Annotated in this window: 17 protein-coding genes; 1 reads left to right on the top strand and 16 read right to left on the bottom strand. The window is 49.6% G+C overall.

What is annotated here, in order from left to right:
• Positions 1-158: 158 nt before the first annotated feature.
• The 4 genes from HJG54_RS33525 to HJG54_RS33510 form a co-directional block, all read right to left on the bottom strand.
• Positions 159-1,262 (bottom strand): Mrp/NBP35 family ATP-binding protein, encoded by a 1,104-nt coding sequence (locus HJG54_RS33525; RefSeq protein WP_316436242.1) that lies wholly within the window; start codon positions 1,260-1,262, stop codon positions 159-161.
• A complete protein-coding gene (locus HJG54_RS33520; RefSeq protein ID WP_316436241.1) occupies positions 1,255-2,241 on the bottom strand; it encodes a HEAT repeat domain-containing protein in 987 nt (328 codons plus the stop codon). Before HJG54_RS33520 ends, HJG54_RS33525 begins: the two co-directional genes overlap by 8 nt.
• A gap of 34 nt (positions 2,242-2,275) precedes the next feature.
• Positions 2,276-2,503, bottom strand: coding sequence for a 4Fe-4S dicluster domain-containing protein (locus tag HJG54_RS33515; protein WP_036011745.1), 228 nt, complete (start codon positions 2,501-2,503; stop codon positions 2,276-2,278).
• A gap of 112 nt (positions 2,504-2,615) precedes the next feature.
• Positions 2,616-4,319: a fumarate reductase/succinate dehydrogenase flavoprotein subunit gene (locus HJG54_RS33510; protein ID WP_316436240.1), complete on the bottom strand. Its 1,704-nt coding sequence runs from the start codon at positions 4,317-4,319 to the stop codon at positions 2,616-2,618.
• A 653-nt stretch (positions 4,320-4,972) separates the two neighbouring features.
• Here HJG54_RS33510 and HJG54_RS33505 point away from each other — a divergent pair.
• Positions 4,973-7,066 carry a LysR substrate-binding domain-containing protein gene (locus HJG54_RS33505; RefSeq protein ID WP_316436239.1) on the top strand — a complete coding sequence of 698 codons (2,094 nt, stop codon included), beginning with the start codon at positions 4,973-4,975 and terminating at the stop codon, positions 7,064-7,066.
• Here HJG54_RS33505 and HJG54_RS33500 read toward each other — a convergent pair.
• The 12 genes from HJG54_RS33500 to HJG54_RS33445 all read right to left on the bottom strand — a co-directional run bounded on the left by HJG54_RS33500 (position 7,063) and on the right by HJG54_RS33445 (position 20,312).
• Positions 7,063-7,890 carry an ABC transporter ATP-binding protein gene (locus HJG54_RS33500; RefSeq protein ID WP_316436238.1) on the bottom strand — a complete coding sequence of 276 codons (828 nt, stop codon included), beginning with the start codon at positions 7,888-7,890 and terminating at the stop codon, positions 7,063-7,065. The genes HJG54_RS33505 and HJG54_RS33500 overlap by 4 nt on opposite strands.
• A 26-nt stretch (positions 7,891-7,916) precedes the next feature.
• Positions 7,917-8,777: an ABC transporter permease gene (locus tag HJG54_RS33495; RefSeq protein WP_316436236.1), complete on the bottom strand. Its 861-nt coding sequence runs from the start codon at positions 8,775-8,777 to the stop codon at positions 7,917-7,919.
• A gap of 200 nt (positions 8,778-8,977) precedes the next feature.
• Entirely contained in the window at positions 8,978-10,498 is a 1,521-nt protein-coding gene (locus HJG54_RS33490; RefSeq protein ID WP_316436235.1) for an ABC transporter substrate-binding protein, read from the bottom strand.
• 204 nt (positions 10,499-10,702) lie between these two features.
• The gene (locus tag HJG54_RS33485; protein WP_316436234.1) at positions 10,703-11,332 is read right to left on the bottom strand and encodes an SGNH/GDSL hydrolase family protein; all 630 of its coding nucleotides are present in this window, start codon (positions 11,330-11,332) and stop codon (positions 10,703-10,705) included.
• A 143-nt stretch (positions 11,333-11,475) separates the two neighbouring features.
• Complete coding sequence (locus tag HJG54_RS33480) at positions 11,476-12,744, bottom strand: glycosyltransferase (RefSeq protein ID WP_316436232.1); 1,269 nt, start codon at positions 12,742-12,744, stop codon at positions 11,476-11,478.
• Positions 12,745-12,772: 28 nt separating this feature from the next.
• Positions 12,773-13,558 carry a beta-carotene ketolase CrtW gene (gene crtW / locus HJG54_RS33475; protein ID WP_316436230.1) on the bottom strand — a complete coding sequence of 262 codons (786 nt, stop codon included), beginning with the start codon at positions 13,556-13,558 and terminating at the stop codon, positions 12,773-12,775.
• A gap of 707 nt (positions 13,559-14,265) precedes the next feature.
• Positions 14,266-15,081, bottom strand: a complete 816-nt coding sequence (locus HJG54_RS33470; RefSeq protein ID WP_316436229.1) for an SDR family oxidoreductase — start codon at positions 15,079-15,081, stop codon at positions 14,266-14,268.
• Positions 15,082-15,232: 151 nt separating this feature from the next.
• On the bottom strand, positions 15,233-15,649 hold the full coding sequence (locus HJG54_RS33465; protein ID WP_316436227.1) for a nuclear transport factor 2 family protein: 417 nt from the start codon (positions 15,647-15,649) through the stop codon (positions 15,233-15,235).
• A gap of 17 nt (positions 15,650-15,666) precedes the next feature.
• The gene (locus HJG54_RS33460) at positions 15,667-16,278 is read right to left on the bottom strand and encodes an FMN-dependent NADH-azoreductase (protein ID WP_316436226.1); all 612 of its coding nucleotides are present in this window, start codon (positions 16,276-16,278) and stop codon (positions 15,667-15,669) included.
• Positions 16,279-16,378: 100 nt separating this feature from the next.
• A complete protein-coding gene (locus HJG54_RS33455) occupies positions 16,379-17,254 on the bottom strand; it encodes a helix-turn-helix transcriptional regulator (protein WP_316436225.1) in 876 nt (291 codons plus the stop codon).
• A 277-nt stretch (positions 17,255-17,531) separates the two neighbouring features.
• Positions 17,532-18,011 (bottom strand): GNAT family N-acetyltransferase, encoded by a 480-nt coding sequence (locus HJG54_RS33450; protein ID WP_316436224.1) that lies wholly within the window; start codon positions 18,009-18,011, stop codon positions 17,532-17,534.
• Between the two features lie 171 nt (positions 18,012-18,182).
• A complete protein-coding gene (locus HJG54_RS33445) occupies positions 18,183-20,312 on the bottom strand; it encodes an ATP-binding protein (RefSeq protein ID WP_316436223.1) in 2,130 nt (709 codons plus the stop codon).
• Positions 20,313-20,322: the final 10 nt, after the last annotated feature.

Below are 20,322 nucleotides of genomic sequence, written 5' to 3'. Positions count from 1 at the left end.
GATCTCTCAAGTTGAGAAGAAGTGTAGGGGACAGTGATCGTCTCAGGTTTGACCTGAATAACATCTTCATGTCGATTCCTATGGAATTGTTCAGAACGAGGTTTGGTTGCCAGTTATCATCGACTCATTCTGATGGCGGGACTGCGCAGCAAGACAGTTTAGGCGGTTTCTTGCAGCTCTGGCTCTAGTGCAGTACTGATGCCAAAGGTAGCGTTCAAACCGTTGGCAATTTGAGCAAAGATCAGGCTTAAGGGCGCAGTCGGTAATTTTAGGGGCAGCGGTTCTCCCTGATCTCCCAACTCACAAATGCGCGGGTCAATCGGGATTTGTCCCCAGAGCGGCACATGCAGTTCAGTAGCAATTTGGGTACCTCCGCCCCGGCCAAAAATCGGAGTTGGTTCACCACAATGTTCACACAGCAGGTAACTCATGTTTTCAATTAATCCCAGGACAGGCACTCCAACCCGACGGAACATCTGCACACTGCGGCGCACGTCTGAAACGGCAACCTGTTGCGGTGTGGTCACCATGATCACTCCACAAATGGGACTTTCCTGCACGATCGTAATCTGGGCATCTCCGGTACCGGGCGGCAGATCAATCAGCAGGTAATCGAGTTCGCCCCACTCGACCTCATGGATAAATTGGGTCAAGATCTTGTGCATCACCGGACCGCGCCACGCCAGCGGATGATCTCGTTCTGCCAACAATCCAACCGACATTAGCTTGATGCCGTGAGCTTCTAAGGGCAAAAAGCGTTGACCATCGGGGGTCTCGGTGACTGATACCGTAGACTGACTTAGCCCCAGCATTTGCGGCACATTGGGACCATAGATATCAGCATCGAGTAGACCGACTTTGGCTCCGGTGCGGCTGAGGGCAGCAGCCAAATTGACAGCAGTGGTGGATTTACCCACACCGCCTTTGCCGCTAGAAACGGCCAACGTAATTCGCACCCCTGGGATTGTGCAGAGCTGCACATACACCTTCTTGCACCAGATCAGCTCCGAGAGTGTTTGCTGTACTTGTCTCTGTAAAGCATACTGATGTCGCCCCACGTAGAGCCGCAAATAGACGTAGTCATTCACCACTTGCAAATTGCGCACCATGCCCAAGCTGACGATATCGTTGCCGAGAATCGGTTCGTGAATACGTTTGAGATGCTGCGTTACTTCAGTTTTACGCGCCAGGGTAAGCGGATCAGGAGCAGGTTCCGGCTGGGGTAGATCAGATCGTTGGAATGGAGAAGAATGGCTAGGCATGGGAGGCTTTTGGCAACTTTTGAATTTTATCAATCGCACGCTGGGAGAAGATTCGCACATCTACATCCGGGTCATTCAAGGTTTGTTGCAGCGCGGGCAGGGCATCTGCATTGCCTAAATTCCCCAGAGCCGTTGCCGCATCCCGACGCACATCTGAGTATTCATCGGTCAGGGCTTTGATCAGTGCAGGCATGGCTCGGAGATCAGTGGTTTTTTCTAGAAGCTTTTGCAGCGCCCGGGCAGTAAACTTCCGCACCTGCCATTCTGGATCGTCCATTGCCGCAACCAGGGCCTCAATCGCGGCTGGATCGGCGAGTAGCTCCAGCGATTGGGCAGCATTGCGGCGCACTTGCCAATCCGCATCAGCAGTCAACGCCTGACACAGCAACAGCACAACGTCTGAGTCTGTCAGATGGCCCAAGGTGAGAACCGCCGCCCGACGCACAGTCTCAACCGGATCTTGCACCAACGCTAAAGCTGGCTGACAGCGCACCACCTGATTCAAATAGCGCAGGGTAGTAACAGCCGCTTCTCGCAAGCTAGCATGTTCGGACTCGAAAAAGGGCAGAACATAAGGCAATGCTTGAGCATCATGAATTTTGCGCAGCAGAATCAGCACATTGATCTGGACATGGATGTCATTCTGATGCAAGGCATCGAGTAGCTTAAGCAAATCATCCGCAGCAACCAATTCCTTCAAAGCCGAAAGCGCTTCTTCGCGGATATCTGCGTGAGGTGACCCCAAACACTCGATCAAAGCCGGAATCGCTACTGGATTGGCGAATTCCCACAGTGTCGTCACCGCAATTTTCTGCACCGCAGGGCTTTCATCCTTCAGGGCCAGAATCAAACCCTCAATCGCACCCTCATCTCCCAAATGTTGCAGCGTTTTGACCGCAACCAAGCGATCGTTCACCTCCGGCGATTGCAGCATCTCAATCCACTGATCAATATCTGGATCGGTATTGGCAGTATACATAGCTCTGTCTCCTTAATCATATACTTTTTTAGACCTAGCGCAGTAGAAACGGAATCTGAACCGTAATCGCATTGGTCGGGCATTCCTTTTCACAGGGCAGACAGAACCAACATTCATCGTATTTCATATAGGCTTTGCCCGTTTCAGGATTCTTCGCCAGCACATCCAGCGGACAGACCTCGATACAGGCAACACATTTTTCCAGACACTTCGATTCGTCTACAATGACGGGGACATCAACACGCTGAGTGGTTAAAGCCATGAGATTTTCCTGAGATGAACAGTTTCAATTACGACAATGGGTAGAGGCGAAGCATTTGTTAAATAACTCAGAACTCAAGTGTAAGATCTATCAACAAATGCTTCGCCCATACCTAACGTACCGCCACATCGTATACCTCGGTTTCCAGATCCACATCTACAATGTATGGCTCAACCGGGCGCTTGAATAGCTCCATGGCCCCAATCTCGCTCTTTTTCAGGTTGACATGGCAGAACCACTCTTCATTGTTCTTTTCGGGATAATCGAGGCGGTAGTGATAGAGTCCCCAACGGCTTTCCTTGCGGAATAGGGAGGCCCGTGCCGCCATCTCAGCACAGTCGCGGATAAAGTGAACTTCCATGCAGCGCATCAGTTCGTGGGGGTCTTGGGCACCCATCAGATTCAGCGTTGCTTGGTAATCGGCAAATTTTTCCAAACCAATTTCCATCTTGTGTGGAGATTTGGGCGGTTGGAGGTAATCGTTGACTAACCGCCGCAGTTTATACTCAACCTGGGTATGGGGAATACCGTTGGGTTGCTGTAAGGGACGGTAGATGCGTTCTTTTTCCGCCGTCAGGAACTCTAGATCCGGTTCTATATGGTCTAACCCACTGATATAGTCCATTGCGCTCTCGCCAGCAATCCGCCCGTAAACAAAGGCCCCAATCATGTAGTTATGGGGCACACTCGCCATATCGCCAGCCGCATAGAGACCGGGTACGGTTGTTTCTGCTCTCTCGTTCACCCAGACTCCAGAGGCACTGTGACCACTGCACAGCCCAATCTCGGAGATATTCATTTCCACACCGTGGGTGCGGTAGTTTTCTCCCCGTTCGGCGTGGAATCGTCCCCGACTGGGGCGCTCATTGTCCCAGAGAATCCGCTCGATTTCGGAAATCGTATCGTCGTCGAGGTGATACATTTTCAGATGTACCGGACCTTTGCCAGAGTTGAGTTCTTTCCAGATCTCCAGCATCATCTGGCCGCTCCAGTAGTCGCAGCTAATAAAGCGATGCCCTTCTGCATTGGCGGTGTACGCCCCAAAGGGACTGGCCACATAGGCACAAGCGGGACCGTTGTAGTCTTTGATTAGCGGATTAATCTGAAAACATTCAATGTTGGTCAACTCAGCTCCCGCATGGTACGCCATCGAGTAGCCATCTCCAGCGTTCGTAGGGTTTTCGTAGGTGCCGTAGAGGTAGCCAGAGGCAGGCAGGCCCAGTCGTCCGCAGGCTCCAGTACAGAGCACCACCGCTTTGGCCTGAATCACAACAAAGTCGCCATTTCGCACATCAAACCCCACCGCTCCAGTGACTCGTCCGTTTTGCACCATCACCCGGGTGGCCATGACGCGATTCGTCACAGTGACGCCATGTCGTTTCACCTGACGGGCCAGAATTTTTTTCAAATCTTTTCCTTCTGGCATTGGCAGCACGTACTTACCGACCCGATGCACTTGCTTCAGGTCGTAGTTGCCTTCGTGATCTTTTTGGAATTTCACGCCCCAGCTTTCTAGTTCTTGAATCACGGAAAAGCCTAATCGACCCGTTTCATACACCGCTTTTTGATTCAGAATGCCATCATTGGCAATGGTAATTTCTCGCACATACTGTTCGGGTGTAGAGTTACCGGGAATCACGGCAGTATTCACTCCGTCCATTCCCATCGCAATCGCTCCACTGCGACGAATATTTGCCTTTTCTAGAATCAATACTTCACCTTCTGGGTTGGCTTGTTTGGCCTTGATGGCTGCCATTGTTCCAGCCGTACCACCGCCAACGACCAAAAAATCAGTCTTCAAATACTGAGTATTCACTAAAAACTCTCCCTCAGCTTGTATGGCAATGAATAACCTTGAGAAGAAACGGGTAAAGCTCCTGAATTCCTTGCCGTTTCGCTCCTCATCATAGGCAGATCAAACGAGGGCATCAAGACCATTTGTGCTTAGAATTACAGTTTTCCAATTCAAGCCTTTTATAGACTCATAACAACTTAGAATGGGAAGCGGAAAGTTGAGTTGAGGAGGCAGGAGGAGACAGGCTTCGTTCGTGGAACGCGCTCCGCGAGCGACGGTGATCTCAGCCGAACCGGAGACAGGACACAGGACACAGGACACAGGAGATTGAGATAGCTTTTACACCTGGTCCTCTCTAACCCTCCTACCCTAACGAGCAGGCAAAGCCTATAAAAAGTAGGGAGTCGAGCTAAATGCTTGAAGTCTCCTTTTTCTACACCGAATACCATATGTTTGTATATGATGCAAATCCTGGCCCCGTTCGGCTGAGCTCACGTCGAAGCCTAAATCCCCCAATCCTGGGGGACTTTGATTAGCTCGGCTCCCCCAAAATTGGGGGCTGGGGGGCGGTTCGGCATCTGCATCATTCACTGAAGTATTTGGTAGAAGGCGCATCCCCACAGGAGGTTTAGGGGGGTTTAGAGAGATCTCAATCTTGCGTTATTGGTAGGTTGATGACTATGGAAATTTATCAGCTTAAGGTCTTTTTAGAAGTAGCTAGATACTTAAGTTTCACGGAAGCTGCCGATGCACTCAATCTGACTCAACCAGCCGTTAGCGCTAAAATTCGTTCGTTGGAATCAGAATTGGGAACGACGTTATTTCATCGCCTAGGGCGGCGAGTTGAGCTGACGTTAATCGGTCAATATTTACTCGATAAAGGTCCTGAATTGGTGAATCTCGAAACTCGTTTAGTGCAGGAGATTGAGGAACTGAAGCAAGGGAAACGGAGCACCCTGAAAATTGGCTGTATGTCGGATACAGCGAATCATTGGTTGCCCTCGCTTTTATTTCGCTATCGTCAGCAATATCCTGACGTGCAAACGAAATGTTCACAGTTTGATTCAGTGGATCAGTTATACCGAGCTGTAACATCGGGGGAAGTAGATGTTGGTATTTCGGACCTCAGTTTCTCCGGCTTTGATGAAATTGCAGAAATTATTATCGATACAATTCATTATTCGCTGGTCGTTTCAGCCAGTCATACCCTAGCACAACAGCCCTGGCTGAGCTTGAAAGAGCTGTATCATCACCCTTGGGTTTTGTCGCCCGAAACGGCTCCCAGTCGCATCATTTTGGAGAAACGTTTAGAGGAATTGGGTTTAAGTTTGGCGAATTTCTCCCAGGTTGAGTATGTAGACTCTCCCAATTTGATCCGCACTTACCTGTTGGAAGGGCATTACCTCAGTTTTGTCTCGAATCTAGAGTTTCAGGTCGAGCAACAGGCGAATCTGATCAAGCTGGTGCCGTTAGAGGAATTTGCCTTGGGTACGCCGTTGTTTTTATTGTTGCCAAAACGGTTTAGTCAGTGTTTGGCATCCTTGGGACAATCGGGTTCCCAGCGGCAACATGGATTAGAACCCATCCAGAATTTTGTCAACTTGGCAGAGAAGGGAATTCAGCCGTTTGGGCAATGGTCACACCGGGAAGCTTCAATCGCCGCTCATGCCAAGGCTCAAGACCCATCGCAGTCAGGGAAGGCTGCTTTGTCTCCAACTCCTCAGGTAGCCCGGTTCCAGTCGCCTAGTGTGCATGTACGGTCGCCTATCCCGCAGCATACCAAACCTCTGACGCTCACCATCGGGACGCAGAACCACACGATCCAAACCGTGACGGCAGGTTTAATAATCCAAAAGCTGGGGCTACTAGAGCACTTTCTGCCCCGCGAAGGCCGGTATAGCGGCACGCAGTACCAGATTCAATGGTGGGACTATTCGTCTGGTGCGCCGATTGTAGCAGGGCTTCAGTCAAAGCAAATTGACATTGGCGTACTGGGCGACTATCCCCTGTTGCTGAGCGCGGTGCAGCAAAATGCGGGAACCCTGGCAGAGACGCGGTTGATCAGCTTCGTTGCCAGTAATCCAGACGGAGCTGGGAATGATGTGATTGTCCCCCACCGCTCCTTACTGAACAGTTTTGAAGACCTCAGAGGCCGCGTGATTGCGGTGCCCTTCAGCTCTGCCGCTCATGGTATGATCATGCGTTCACTCCATCGCAAACACCTGCTCGATGACGTGAAGCTAACCTCGATTGACACACTTAATCCCCAAAGCCGCAGCAAACGCCTCCAGCAGGTAGATGGCTACGCCTACTTTGCCCCCTTCCATGAAATTGCTAAGCATAAAGGCGGCTTTCGGCGCTTGTCAGAAAGTAATGTTGACCGGCTCCCTACCTTTCACGGAGTCGTCGTGCAGCAAGCGTTGGCCGAAACCTACCCAGAGGTGGTCGTTGCCTATCTGAAAGCCCTACTGGCAGCTCAGTACTGGTATGCCACCACACCAATCGCCCCAACCCTAGTGAGCCGTTGGGTGAATGTAGAAGCTGCCATCGTTGCCAAAACCCTCTGTGGGCGCGGTAAAGACGATGCCATAGGAACAGATCTGCAGAAGCAAGGACTGTTTTTCTCCGAAACTCAAATCCGCACCGACTGGGTAAACGAGCATATTTGTCAGTTGGCAATGATTTCGGGCAACGAACACCTGCGGCAGATTAACTTGAATCGCTGGATTCAATCTGAGTTTTTAGAGACAGCAAGGGCCAGCCTCTAGGCAACTTCCATACTCTGCTCCATACTTTTTAACGTTTCCTCCCGAATGAGTTCAAACACCTGTCGATGCAGTTGGGTGAATTCATTCGATAAGGTGTCATCGAAATGGCGGGGACGCTGGAGAGTGTTGCCAATTTCAGCCTTGATACGCCCCGGTTGTACCCCCATCACACAGATGCGATCGCCCAGGAATAATGCTTCCTCAATATCATGAGTGACAAAAATCACGGTTGTATTCAAATCGCTCCAAATATCGAGCAATAATTCCTGCATCATGTGACGAGTTTGGGCATCGAGTGCTGCGAAGGGTTCGTCCATCAACAGCACCGACGGAGAATTCACCAAGGCCCGCACAATACTCGCCCGCTGCTGCATGCCGCCCGAAAGTTGACTCGGATAGCTGTTGCGATGTTTGTAAAGCCCCACCCGGTTGAGGTAATCATTCACGAGTGCCGCTCGTTCTGCCTTTGCCATGCCCCGAATCTTCAGCCCAAACTCGACATTTTCAAACGTGGTTTTCCAGGGCAGCAAAGAATACTGCTGAAACACAAACCCGCGATCTGCTCCTGGTGATGTAATCGGCATGTGATCGACCATAACATAGCCTTCGGTTGGCTTAATAAACCCAGCAATCACATTCAACAAGGTTGATTTACCGCATCCAGAAGGACCCAGTAAACAAACAAATTCTCCCGGCTGAATCTGGAGGTGAATCGATTCTAGAACCGGATTAACGAGTCCGCGACGCCGGAAAATGACGGAAAGCCCCTCTATCAGAACCGCTCCTTTGGTGGTAGCGTGTTGCTTCGTCTGCTGCATCAACATGAATTATTTATCCTCAATCAACTACACTAGGAATCCTGCTTTTTAATCACTCGCCACGGCATCAGTGCACCCATCGCACGGCTCACAACCCAAGAACTAAAGGCTCCCATACAGCCGATCAGCAACATGCCCATGACAATCGGGGGATAGTTAGAAGTCACGTAGGATTCCCAGGTCAGATACCCTACGCCATAGCGGCCAGCTAGAATTTCAGCCGTTACCAAACAAAACCAGGCATTCCCCATGCCAATCGTCAGTCCACTCGCGATGCTGGGTAGGGAGCCGGGAATCACAATGTCTTTAAACATGTGCCAGGGCCGAGCGCCGAGGCACTGTCCGACTCGAATTAACACCATATCGCTGAGGGTGCTCTCCACGCCTTTGATCGTGCTGATTAAAATCGGAAAGAACGCCCCGATGAACGTAATGTAAACCATACCCGACTCCGCATTAGGAAACATCAGAATCGCCAGCGGAATCCAAGCTACGGCTGGGATGGGGCGCAGCAGTTCCAAAGCCGGCATCGTCAGGTCTTCCACCTTCTCAAACCAACCAATCAGGACGCCCAAACCCACACCGAGACAGGCAGCGATTGCATAGCCCAGCAGCACCCGCAGCACACTGGCCCAGATATGCACCATCGGATCTTGGGTGAGGAAAGCCACCGTTGCCTGAAAAACCTCAAGCGGGGAAGGCACAAACTCAAAGCTGACAAACAATTTGAAGTTGATAGTACAGAGAAGTTGCCAACATCCAAAAAACAGCAGCAGAGAAATGAATTGCCGAATGGAACGTTGCCTTGAAAAGACACGAATGCCCTTGGATGTAGCCCAATGCATCCAGCCCCGGCTAGAGCGTCCCGCCGTTCGGGAAGTTGTCACCGCCATGATTAAACCTCTATATGAAGACATCCAGAAATACTAATCGTTTGGGCGTTGCTGAATGAGGAATCAATTTTTAGAATTTCAGATTCCCTGCGACCCCTTCAACCTCCCTATAGCCTTAGCGGGCATCCCCGAAGCAGGGACTTTGAGCAGATTTTGCTCCCCAAAATTGACAGGCAGGTTTGGTCTATGTTGCCGCGTCTTCAGCCGCCACCGAGTGCTGCTCCGACCAGTACAGGTTTGCCAGCATAGGTTTGCTGCAACCCTCTAAATGCCGTCACCTGTCCTCCCGTTTTGGCTGCAAACGCCTGCGCATCTGATTCCAGGAGGAACGCCGCTACCTCATCCCCTTGAGTCACAAAGTAGGAATTTTCGGCGAATAGCTTCCAACCGTTGTTGAGGTCATGCACAAACATGGCATCCGCTGTTTTACCATCCGCCTGCAATTTTGCCAAGGCTTTCAGCATGTTGCTAACCGAGGCAAAGTTGGTGACGGTATCTTCCCCTTGCACCCAATACTGCGCCGCCATCTTTGGATCTTGAATCGGTTCACCCGTCAGGGCATCTTTACCGCTAATCTGAAAATCCTCACCCACCGCGACAACTTCCTCGTATTTCAGTCCCAGTTCGTTCATCGCTTGCTTGAGGTAGTTTTCATCGATCCAATTCACGACTTCATCCGGGTTGACCGGCTTCTCAATTTTACCCAAGCTCGTCAATGTAGCAATACTATTCTTGAGGGCATTCACTTGAACAGCTCGCACCGTAGGGTCAAGCGATTGCAGCCCAGAGGGTCCCAAAAACATGTAGACCACTTCTTTTTCCACGCCAGACCATTCCTCAATTTGGGCCGCTAGTTCCTCCGGCTTTTCGCGGAACATTTGATTGGCTTCCAGCACTGCCTTTAAGTAGGCCACGACAATCTCAGGATGGTCTTGGGCAAAATCCGAGCGCACTACAATTCCATGCAGCGTGGGTATTCCCGTTTGAGCACCATCAAAAATCTTTTTGGCAAATCCCCGGAAGGGAAATAGCTCTCCAAACGGGACAAAGTCAGCATGGGCATCGATTTGCCCAGTCCGCAGACTCGAACCACCCACTTCCGGAGACTGGCTAATCAGCTTGACATCCTTGTCGGGATTAATGCCAGCTTGTTTCAAAGCCTTCAGAAGCATGCCGTGAGCTGCCGATCCAAAGGGGACAGAGATCGTTTTTCCCTTCAGGTCTGGCAGGCTCGTTGCAGCACTGTCTTTCGGGACAACCACCGCGTTTCCTGCTCCGGTAGCGCTGTAAGCCAGGGTGCCGATAAAAATTGAGTCCACATCCTGCGCTTCCTGCTGAAACTTAATCAGGTTAATCGTGGCCGGGAAATCGCCCATCAGACCAATATCGATTTGGTCAGCCAGCATTTTGTTGGTAATCGGCGGCCCAGACGTGTAGCTCGACCACTGGATATCATACTTGACACCTTCGTATTCACCAGTTTTGGGCAAATGTTTTTCTAGCAGTCCTAGTTCTCTAACAGTCGCCCCACCCACCGCCGTATTGATCACCTGATCCTGCGTTCCAATCGCAATGCGGATGACTTTTCCAGAGTTGTTACCAGAATTGTTATTCGCACTCGTCTGCTCAGAGTTTGTACTAGAACAACCACTGACTATTGCCACTGAAGCCATCACCAAACATGACGCAATTCCTTGCTTGAGCCAGTTCTTATGTTGCATTACTCAAATTATTCAACTCATTTGGAACTTATTAATCCAGTAGTTTGGATACCCATCTGTAAATCGATATACATCTTTTGGAAACAGGGGCACTTGACTGATAAAAGTCTTAACTGAGTTGATATATTTTGTTTATGGCTAGCTGCGGTAGGCCGAAGCATTTTAGCAGAACCAATCTGGCTGCCCTGCTCTAGCTCAATCATCCTAGGCTTGTTTAGACAATCCCAAATAAGGAAGAAACGCCCGCCGCACTTCTGAAGCACCTCTTAGACTTGGCTCGATGATGGCAGTGAACCAGGACGGATCGCCGGTGAGAAAGTGAGCATGCAGATCGACCAACTGCCCATAGCGGTTAGCAATTTCTTGAATTATTATGTTTATACGCTGAAGACTTTTGCGAGCGATCGCTGGATCAATATTGAGAAAATTGCGGTCATCATCGCCTAAACTAGGATCGTATACATTGCCCAATAGAACAGGTCGAATCGGCAAATGCTGAACAAAGTGATCAAGGGCATCCGCAAAGGCATCCATCCCCCTGCCGGTGTCTTGAATCAATCCCTGCAACAGATCGTTACCGCCAATCGTGATCAGGGCAATCGCAGGCTCCTCAACCCTTAATCCCTGGATTTGAGCGGGTAAATCCTCAACCGTCGCACCATCAACAGCTCGATGCTCTAGCCGAGCCGGTTCCCTAGAGCTGAGATCCTGACCCGCAAATTCGGGAAATAGCACATCATTGTTCCGAACCAGCAGTTGACCAGGGTGAAGACCAAACTCGTTGTAGTGTCCACAGTCGAGAATCGAATCACCAAAGGTATAGAGGGTTATCATTAGTTTTGTTGAGTCGGACGCTAGGGAAGATAGGAGCTAGGAGTCAGAAGTCAGGAGTTAGTAATTGCTCTGGGTATCTGTCGCTATGCTTGGTTCTCAGACTCATAGCACGGAATTACAGTTCCAGATCTGGGACGCAGGAGCTAGGCTGCTTGAGCTATTCTATCAGCACCAACAGCTTGTTCCACAATATCTGCTGCTCGCTTAACGCCGCGGGCTTGTTGAATCGCGGTTTGAAACTTCAAGGCATTCTGCGAATAGCTGGAGTCGGCTAAGACGCGCTGAATTGCTGTTTGTAATGTAGGAACCTGTAGGCGAGATAAAGCCAGAACTTCTCCAGTTTTAGTCCAGCGAATTCGCGCGCCGGTGCCGGGTTGTTCAAAGGTGATGGGTATAGCAACTAGGGGAACGCCGCAGCTAAGCGAATCGAGAACAGTATTCATACCGCCATGGGTAATGGTCAAGCTAGCTTTGGCTAATACATCTAACTGCGGTGCATATTCCACGACCAAGGGCGAACCCGGCAAGGCTTGAATCGCTTCTGGACTCAGGCCGCCGCCGTGGGCAATTACTAGCTGGAGATCTAACCCCTGACAGGCCGCCGCAATGCAGTGGAAAATTTCCTGTTTCGTGTTTTGAACGCTGCCTAAAGACGCATAGATTAACGGCTGTCCGGTCAGTTGAGTAAATGGGAAAGTAGACAACCGAGGCGATGGATTGCGAAAGGGTCCGGTGTAATGAAAACGACCGGGTATGTCGGGAATCGGAAACTCAAAGGCAGCGAGCTGTTGACTGATGTGGGTTTTGGCAATCGACTCGTAAATTTTGCGATAGGGTGGCAACTTCCACCGTTGGCCATAGTGATTGATTACGCCTAGAATCGGCTGACAGCTCCAGTCGAGAATTTGGTAAGCCACTGCATTGCGCAGACGAGTCCAGCTTGCCTTGGAGTAGGTCCAGGGAGTAAAGAAGGGCGGTACATCCGAGCGGCGATGAATCGTTTGACCCGAACTGATGCAAATAAACGGTAGATCCAGATATTGGGCTACGCTTTGGCCTTCTGGTTCTAGCTGGTCCACAAGTAGCGCTTCGATGCCAATAGACCGAATGGCAGCAGGAGCATCCTGGCAGATAATCTCGGTCATATGACGACAAAAATCTACCGAGTAGCGCAGCGCTTCAATTTCGCTGAACTGGGTGAGCTGCTTGAAACTGGCCGCCAGTGAACCGGGTTGGTAGCTCGTTTGCCCAATTGGGTAATACTCCAACCCTTCTGAACGAATTTTTGCTTCCAGGTCAGAAATGTGCAGGATAGTCACCCGATGACCCCGCCCCTGTAATTCTCGTCCGAGCGCAGAGAGGGGATTCAAATGGCCTGGATAGGGTGGACAGATAATACCAAAGTGCGTCATAAACGGGTTTTAGAACATAACCAAAGAATTAGCAAGAACGATGCAGTCGATGTACGATTGGTAACTGCCACCAAGCCACGGATGGGTGTTCATGATGCTCTTCGTGATAACCAAAGTGATAGCAGGTAATAAACGACCAGAATGGTGGCAAAGGATTAGTCCGAGCGCGATGGCTATTGTTAAACCCTTCGCTTGGCTCATTATGGGTTAGAAACGTGCCAAAGTAGAATAACTGCACTGAACTAAGCAGTGAAGGTATCACCCAAAATACCAGCAGGTTACTCTGAGGTATATGTAGGACATAGCGCAATAGAATATAAACTAGCGTTAGCCCAATCAACTGCTTCCATTGCCAGTAGCGACTCATGAAGTAGAAATACCAGCGTACAGGATGGTTGTGTTCACCGTCATGAAAGTCTGGATCTTGAGCGCTGGCCGGATAGCGGTGATGCAGCCAATGTTTTTCCAGCAGTTCCCGATAGGAGAACAACCCATAGCAGGTCACAGCCAATGCTCCCAGAAAATGATTGACCTTGGCTGATTGGGGATAAACCGCGCCATGCATGGCATCATGAGCTGTAATGAATAGCCCTGTGTAGAGAAACATTTGCCAGAGTATGGCAGGCAGAATTAACCAAACCGGGAATTGGTCCAAATGAATCGAAAACAGTAGGCTCAGGCTAATTGCCCACAATCCAATTAAACTAAGGGCAATGAGAAGGCCATAGGCTGAATTTTGTTTGCGGGTTAGCTGCTTAATCTCTTGCTTAATCTCTGAAACGTTCTGGGTGGTATCGAACACAATCGAAGTCATACGTCTTGCTCATTCCAATCAATGGTGGTGCATTCTGAGTGGTGCAAATGAAAGAGATACCAAATAGTTGTATAAATCAAACTTCAATGAGTACAGTATTTGCACTATCAGAAATTGACATTGTTACCGATTTTGAAAACAAATTTGATTGATAATGAGAAGTCAATTCTATGAGTTAATGTTATGTGATTAAAACTATTAGCTAAGCTGTAGTCATACCGTGAAACAATAATAGGTTTTTAAGTTACATGATTAATCTTATTGAGTTAATTGGTTGCTGCGTTCCGTCTTTGGATGCAGATTCCCAAAACCTTGAGAATGAGAAAACTTGAATGAGAAGAGGCAATAGGCGTCTTTGCAGGCGAACCATTGCCTCGATGCTGTGTTTGACTGAGAGGAAATCGTAAGGGCGAAGCATTTGCGAAATGAATCCAAGGCATAGCTACAGAGCTTCTGACGCAAATGCTTCGCCCTTACGATAGTGCCGTTGCTTCTTGGTTGGGCATTTCAGCATCAGGCATTCCAGTTTCCTCCCCCGTTAGTGGTCAGAGTCACAAGCTTGGCTATTTTGCTTGGCTATTTCCAAGTTAATCAGAATGCCAGCCGTCGATGTCCGTCCAGAGGCAGGACTCGAATGTAGTTCCATTGTGAAACTGAACACAATCGCTATTAAACCAATCGCTATTAAACCAACAGGTAGCACCAAATTAGGCCAATTGAGCAAACAGCGCTTCCCAATCAATCGCTGCTGGCCTACTGCCTTGATTGATCAGCTCAAACACTTTATTTTCAGTTACGGGATAGCGCAGACATTCAACGCAAGCGGCGGCTACATCAATCCGACTCGTCTGTCCGTTAAGAGTATCGCCCGTGCCAATCACAACGCCTAGCTTGCCTTGAGTAGAAGCTTTCAGCAAAGTATTGAGATCAGACGACGTAAAGGGACCGTCAATCAACCGACTGGGACGGATAATCGTATAGGGCAGCCCCGATTGGATGATGGCCGTTTCTCCTTGCTGTTTCGCATCTAAGACACCAAAGGCATTCAACACGCTATAGGGCGGTTTATCTTTCCGCTCAACGCCACAAGATGAAATAAACACAAAACGCTTCAGGGTTCTAGGAGCCGCCGCTACAAGGTGCTGTACTCCTTCAGCATCCACCTGCTGAGGGCTGTTAGTAGCCTTGGCCTGACGATAGTTGGCATCTGTAAACACCTTGCTCCAAGTCCAGAGTTGCTGCAGGGGATTCAGCTCTGAATCAAACTGAAAACCCCATTTGGCCGAAGGAAAGGCTGTGGTGCCGGTGCAGCAGATTAAATAGGTGATGTCTTGCAGCGCAGTTGGCAGCGTCTGTGGATCGCGGGTATCGCCGAGGGCAATTTCAACTTGATCCTGAAACATTTGCTTTGCTTTCTCGGCACGGCGGCTGAGGACGCGCACAGTGTAGCCCTGCTCTAACAGTTTGGCGACTACCAATTGTCCAACTCCGCCGGTTGCGCCCGCTACTAGTACTCGTTCCATCAGCCTCCGCTCCGCTTCTCAAATCAACAATGCGTTCTCTGCATCTAGTATAAGTGGATAGAGTTTATAGCGATGGTTGTGCCATTAAGCAAGTTCTAACCGATAGTTTGTCGGTGGGGCAATATCGTGCCAACTTCAATGCCCACTAGGCTTAAGACCTATCTGCCAGGAACTCCACAATTGCAGTCGTCTCCGCGTAAAACATTTGGGATTCAATAATTTTTTTATCCCGCATTCTGTAGATGCTGACCACTGGCGAATCAAGCGTTCTGCCGCTATGTGCCTCCAGTCCTTTCAACCGCCAAAGCACAACCACATACTCACCTGCATCCAGAAAAACGCCATTCATCTTTCTAGCAGCTTCAGGTTGGAGATGATTCCAAGTTTGCGCTGCAATTTCAATATGGTGTTTTGCTCCTTCTAGACCGTGATGGATACCTCCATAGGGCAATGATGCGGCATCGCGGATGACAATCTCCGGAGCGTAAGCGGCAAGCACGCCAGCAACATCTCGGTTTTCGACAGCCTGAAAGAGGCAACGAATCGTTTCTAGATTTTCCTGTGACATCAGATCTTCCTCCAGTTTTACCAGTGAGTCGCTAAGGTTTGAAGACTGGCTTGAGCCGCTAGCATAGATTTCTCTCGGTCACCTAAGACTAGATTATTGACGTTGACAAATTCAACATCCTGTATTCCAAACGATCCAAAAATGGTTCGTAGGTATGGTTCTTGATGATCTTCACCAAAGGGGGAACCCGACGCATAGTTGCCGCCACGACTAGTGATAAACAGAGCTTTTTTGCCGTGAACGAGTCCTCGAACTCCGGCTTCATCTACTTCGTAAGTGCAGCCAATACGAATCAAATGTTCAAGATAGGCTTTAAGCGTTGCCGGGATTGTAAAGCCATACATGGGTATTCCAAAAACGTAGCAATCAACTGACAAAAACTCTTCCAGCAATGGATTAGATGCCTCCAAAGCTTGAATCATCTCCGGCGTATGAGTTTCGGGTGGTGAATGAATGGCTGCAATCCAGTTTTCATTAATATAGGGAACTGGAAAACGCCCTAAATCTCGGTAGAGGACCAAGGCTTCAGGGTGAAACTTCTGCCAAGCCGTGATGAATATTCGAGACAACACTCGTGATACCGACTTTTCACCACTATAGCTCGCATCAATGTGAAGAATACGTCTCATAAGCAAACCCTCAATCAGCTTATGAATTCAGTATGCGGCAATACTCCAATGCGCCTCTTCAAGATTCTTGCGACCATTTTCAACGTTCTTGCGGTTTCTGCTAAGGTACGCGTCGCAGAAACACTTTGGGGGTCACGCCTACAAGCCGTTTGAAATGGTAGGTGAAATGTCCTTGACTGGCAAAACCAACCGTCTGAGCAACTTCTGCGAGCGACATACCCATCGCCATCAGTTGTTTAGCTCGTTCAATTCGACAACGAATCAGATACTGATGTGGAGATATATGGGTTGATTGCTTGAATAGGTGTGCAAAATGGTAGGGACTGAATTGTACAAGTTCTGCCAGCTCAGCTAAGTGAATATTCCTATCCAGATTTGCATAAATGAAATCAACAATTTGTTTCCATTGCGCTTGAGTAAAACCACCTGCAATCAGTTTAATCTGGCGTGAATGAGTTGAATATCGAGTCAGGAGATGGACAACTAACGCCTGGGCGATGGCATCCGCATAAAGTCTGCTAGTCGCCCCATCGGTCTCCAAAGACGTTTTTAGCGCCAAACTAATTTGATAAATCAGCGGATCAGAGAGTATTCCTAGCTGAGGAACCAGTTCTAAACGATCGCTGCCAAACAAATCAGAGCCTACCCGCGTAACAAATGATGGCTCCAGAAACAGATTAAAGAACTCCGCTTCGCTATCCCAGGAAAACTGTTGACATAGAGCAGCAGGATAAATTGCTAAATCACCTGGAATTGAGTCAACCACCTTACGCTCGCCATCCACAACCTGCTTCAATCTCACGGGCTTACCCGCATTGAGACAAAGAATATGCCGAGGCGATACAAACTCCGGCACGCTGCAGGGCGGTTGCTGAAAGTGAGCAAAGCCAATGTTTTCCCAACTCGAACTGTCACTCACCAAGATTGGCGAGCGAGGAAGAATCAAAGGCAGTTTATTGGGTGTAGGATTAGTCACGGTTTCTATAACTCACTGTTACATGCTGACTCAGCCGTTTCAGTTTCTCTAGGTTCCACACGCTATCGATAATTTTAATATAGCCTTCGATAATCTCAAACGTATCACACTATTAATGTCACTTCCGCTATGGAGGACGCTAGGTAAACCGTTGATTTCGACCATTTGAGCGCAGATGGTAGGCGAGAATTTACGCTGGATGGCAAGCAGGAATCGAGCGATTTTCATTGCCCCTGCAAAGGTTTCAAGGCAACAGCAACTCGATCTCCATCTGAAGCTAGAGCTTCTTGAAATATCGGGCAACTGGAAACAGCCCAAAGCCGGCCTTTTCATAGGTGTGACGAGCTGGAGCATGGCCAGAATCTCCTCCAGTTTCAACCATCGCGATTGCCATCCCTGCTTCTTTCATCCAAGCCAACACAAATTCAATTAGCGCACTGCCAATGCCTTGACCTTGAGCGACTGGATCAACCGCAACCATATAAATTTCACCCATACTGTCTTCTGAGTGAAGTTTCACGGCAACAAAGCCGACAATTGAATCTATGTCAATTGCAACCCAGACGTGAGTATCTTTTGCAGCACAGACCTCTTCGACTGCTTTTTGCTGGCTCACCTGCCAACCGTCGGGATAGAATACTCGATATACCTCAGCGTCCATTGCGTTTTGAATCGACTCAAACACCGGAGACCAAGCTCGCAGCGAAAGCCGAACAACAGCATCGAGGTGATCAGGATTGTAAGGTGCAATTCGCATATTCGTATCAACTTTTGTTAACAACAAAAATTCAGCTCATCGCGGTAGCTGTCCTAAATTAATCTAACGCGCCTAAATGTGCTCATTCATATGTCTCTCAATCCATACGCATTTGTCATCAATTTCTGCAATCGTCTAATGAAAGATTATCGAGTACCAAGTAAGGTCTGGTTATTGGATGAAGCAATCGTCGTCGTATAAGTAATGCTGCGAAATAGGTGCTTCCCAAGTGCGTCCTGATTTCTGATATTCTCGCTGAGCTGCTTTCAACAGATGATGCATACTCACCCTTTCACCTGCACTTGCCGCCGAAAAAGCTGCTGCTAACGCAATGTTTTTGATGTTGCCACCTGCCAGTTTAATTTTTTGTGCCAGAAAAGCAAAATCGATCGCCTCATCCAGCGGTGTTTCAACCGGAAAGACGACCTGCCAGAGGTGATAGCGAGCCGCCTCATCAGGAAATGGAAATTCGACAATCGCCTGAATTCGTCGGATAAACGCATCATCAATATTCTGTCGGAGATTAGTCGCCAGGACAGAAACACCTGTGTATTCCTCCATTTTTTGCAGCAGATAGCCCACCTCCAGGTTGGCGTAGCGATCGTGAGCGTCTTTGACGTCCGATCGTTTGCCAAACAGGGCATCGGCTTCGTCAAAAAATAGAATGGCGTTGGCACGTTCGGCAGCAGTGAAAATGCGATCGAGGTTTTTCTCAGTTTCGCCAATGTATTTGCTGACAATTTGCGACAAATCAATCCGATAGAGATCGAGTTGCAGATCAGTGGCGATCACCTCAGCGGCCATTGTTTTTCCGGTTCCGGGAGATCCGCAAAACAACATACTGATACCTTTGCCCAGCGACAGTTTGCGCCCAAATCCCCACTGCCCCAGAACGGTCGATCGATACTTGGCATAGTTGCACACCTCCCGAAGCTGCTCGAATGTCTCTTCGGGTAACACCATATCGTTCCAGGTGTAGTGAGGCGTTAGCTTATTCGCCAGCCCTTTGAGTTCCTGCCCACACTGTTGCCGTGCTGCGGTAAAAAGGTCAGCCATTTCTGGTATTGCAGACGGGCTTGGTGTGCGGTAAGTGGCATTGATGCAGGCAGTGGCAATTGCCCGATCAATCTGCTCCGGTGTGAGACGAAAGCGATTGCTCAGTTGATTGACGGCTTCTGGCTCCAGGGCAATGCCGCGATCGTGCAGTTGCATTTGCCAGTAGGTTTGCTGTTGGGCAAAATCGGGCAGCGGGAGGGCGATCGTCATTGCCTGTCCGTTCAGCGCAGGCGGCAGGGTTTGACCCGAGAGAATATGAATGCCGGAATACTCGCCCAAAATTTCCAGCAGTCGGAACGGTGCGTCCGTCTCTAGTAATTTATCGATTCCCGGCAGGTGGACGATCGCATTTTGCATCTGGGCTTCCCGGCATAACAGGCGCAGGATAGATTCCAGATTGGTATTGAGACGGTGGGCAATGCACAGATCGACAGTGAGCAGCGATCGGTTGCAACGATGGGCGATCACGCCTGCGACTCGATCTGCCAGTCCGCCCATATCGTGGAGATAGAGTGGCGGCAGGGAAGCGGAGTGATTACACAGATTGTGCAGCATTTGCTGAAGGTCGGCACTAAGGGGAAGTTGCTCCACGGCAATCGCAGGCTGAATCAGTTGGCTAAACGGCTGTAGCCGTCCATCTAAGCCAGGAGTGTGGGTGAGGAAACGGGTGATTTGCTCGTCGAGTTTGAGGTAATGCGCTAAAAGCGGCGGCTGGATTTGATTGGGATCAGGAACCAGATGAAGAATACCATAACGAATCAACGGCGAATGAGCAGAGAAGCGATCGCGACAATGCAATTTATCTGTTGCGGTGGCGCAGAGTAGATTGAGGGCCAGTTGAACTGTAGGGCGTTTGCGGGTGATGTCGTCTTGCAGGTAGGCGTAGATGCGTTCGTAGCGCAGATCGATTTCAGGCGCAATCGCCATCAGCACGATCGCCATCTCAAAGCTGGAAAGCTGAAAGGTTTGTTGCAGTTTTGTCAGAGCAATCGATTCCTGAACGGCTGCGTCAATTTGCTGGAGGAAGTGGGGGTGATCGGGCAGGGGAGCCTCACCGGGTTCTCGCTCCAAGTCACGCATCACCTGATCCTGAGTGACATATAGCCCCTGATAGGGGTCGGTGAAGGGGGCTGTGCCGTGGGCAATCTGAGCGTGGACGATCGCGGTTTGGAGGAAGGAGTCGAGCAATCGGAGGGCAGTGAGGAGGGAGCGGGGTGAGGCGATCGGGGCGAGTGGGGTAATCATTACGACCTCA

This window comes from Leptolyngbya sp. NK1-12 (genome assembly GCF_032598965.1).
Classification (GTDB): domain Bacteria; phylum Cyanobacteriota; class Cyanobacteriia; order Elainellales; family Elainellaceae; genus Elainella.
Note: the sequence above shows the minus strand (reverse complement) of the source record. Positions and strands in the feature narration are given on the sequence as shown.

What these genes read in the sequence shown, in the direction of transcription:
- HJG54_RS33525 (WP_316436242.1), bottom strand. Translation starts at nt 1,262, where the DNA reads ATGCCTAGCCATTCTTCTCCATTCCAACGATCTGATCTACCCCAGCCG.
- HJG54_RS33520 (WP_316436241.1), bottom strand. Translation starts at nt 2,241, where the DNA reads ATGTATACTGCCAATACCGATCCAGATATTGATCAGTGGATTGAGATG.
- HJG54_RS33515 (WP_036011745.1), bottom strand. Translation starts at nt 2,503, where the DNA reads ATGGCTTTAACCACTCAGCGTGTTGATGTCCCCGTCATTGTAGACGAA.
- HJG54_RS33505 (WP_316436239.1), top strand. Translation starts at nt 4,973, where the DNA reads ATGACTATGGAAATTTATCAGCTTAAGGTCTTTTTAGAAGTAGCTAGA.
- HJG54_RS33500 (WP_316436238.1), bottom strand. Translation starts at nt 7,890, where the DNA reads ATGTTGATGCAGCAGACGAAGCAACACGCTACCACCAAAGGAGCGGTT.
- HJG54_RS33495 (WP_316436236.1), bottom strand. Translation starts at nt 8,777, where the DNA reads ATGGCGGTGACAACTTCCCGAACGGCGGGACGCTCTAGCCGGGGCTGG.
- HJG54_RS33490 (WP_316436235.1), bottom strand. Translation starts at nt 10,498, where the DNA reads ATGCAACATAAGAACTGGCTCAAGCAAGGAATTGCGTCATGTTTGGTG.
- HJG54_RS33485 (WP_316436234.1), bottom strand. Translation starts at nt 11,332, where the DNA reads ATGATAACCCTCTATACCTTTGGTGATTCGATTCTCGACTGTGGACAC.
- HJG54_RS33480 (WP_316436232.1), bottom strand. Translation starts at nt 12,744, where the DNA reads ATGACGCACTTTGGTATTATCTGTCCACCCTATCCAGGCCATTTGAAT.
- crtW (WP_316436230.1), bottom strand. Translation starts at nt 13,558, where the DNA reads ATGACTTCGATTGTGTTCGATACCACCCAGAACGTTTCAGAGATTAAG.
- HJG54_RS33470 (WP_316436229.1), bottom strand. Translation starts at nt 15,081, where the DNA reads ATGGAACGAGTACTAGTAGCGGGCGCAACCGGCGGAGTTGGACAATTG.
- HJG54_RS33465 (WP_316436227.1), bottom strand. Translation starts at nt 15,649, where the DNA reads ATGTCACAGGAAAATCTAGAAACGATTCGTTGCCTCTTTCAGGCTGTC.
- HJG54_RS33460 (WP_316436226.1), bottom strand. Translation starts at nt 16,278, where the DNA reads ATGAGACGTATTCTTCACATTGATGCGAGCTATAGTGGTGAAAAGTCG.
- HJG54_RS33450 (WP_316436224.1), bottom strand. Translation starts at nt 18,011, where the DNA reads ATGCGAATTGCACCTTACAATCCTGATCACCTCGATGCTGTTGTTCGG.
- HJG54_RS33445 (WP_316436223.1), bottom strand. Translation starts at nt 20,312, where the DNA reads ATGATTACCCCACTCGCCCCGATCGCCTCACCCCGCTCCCTCCTCACT.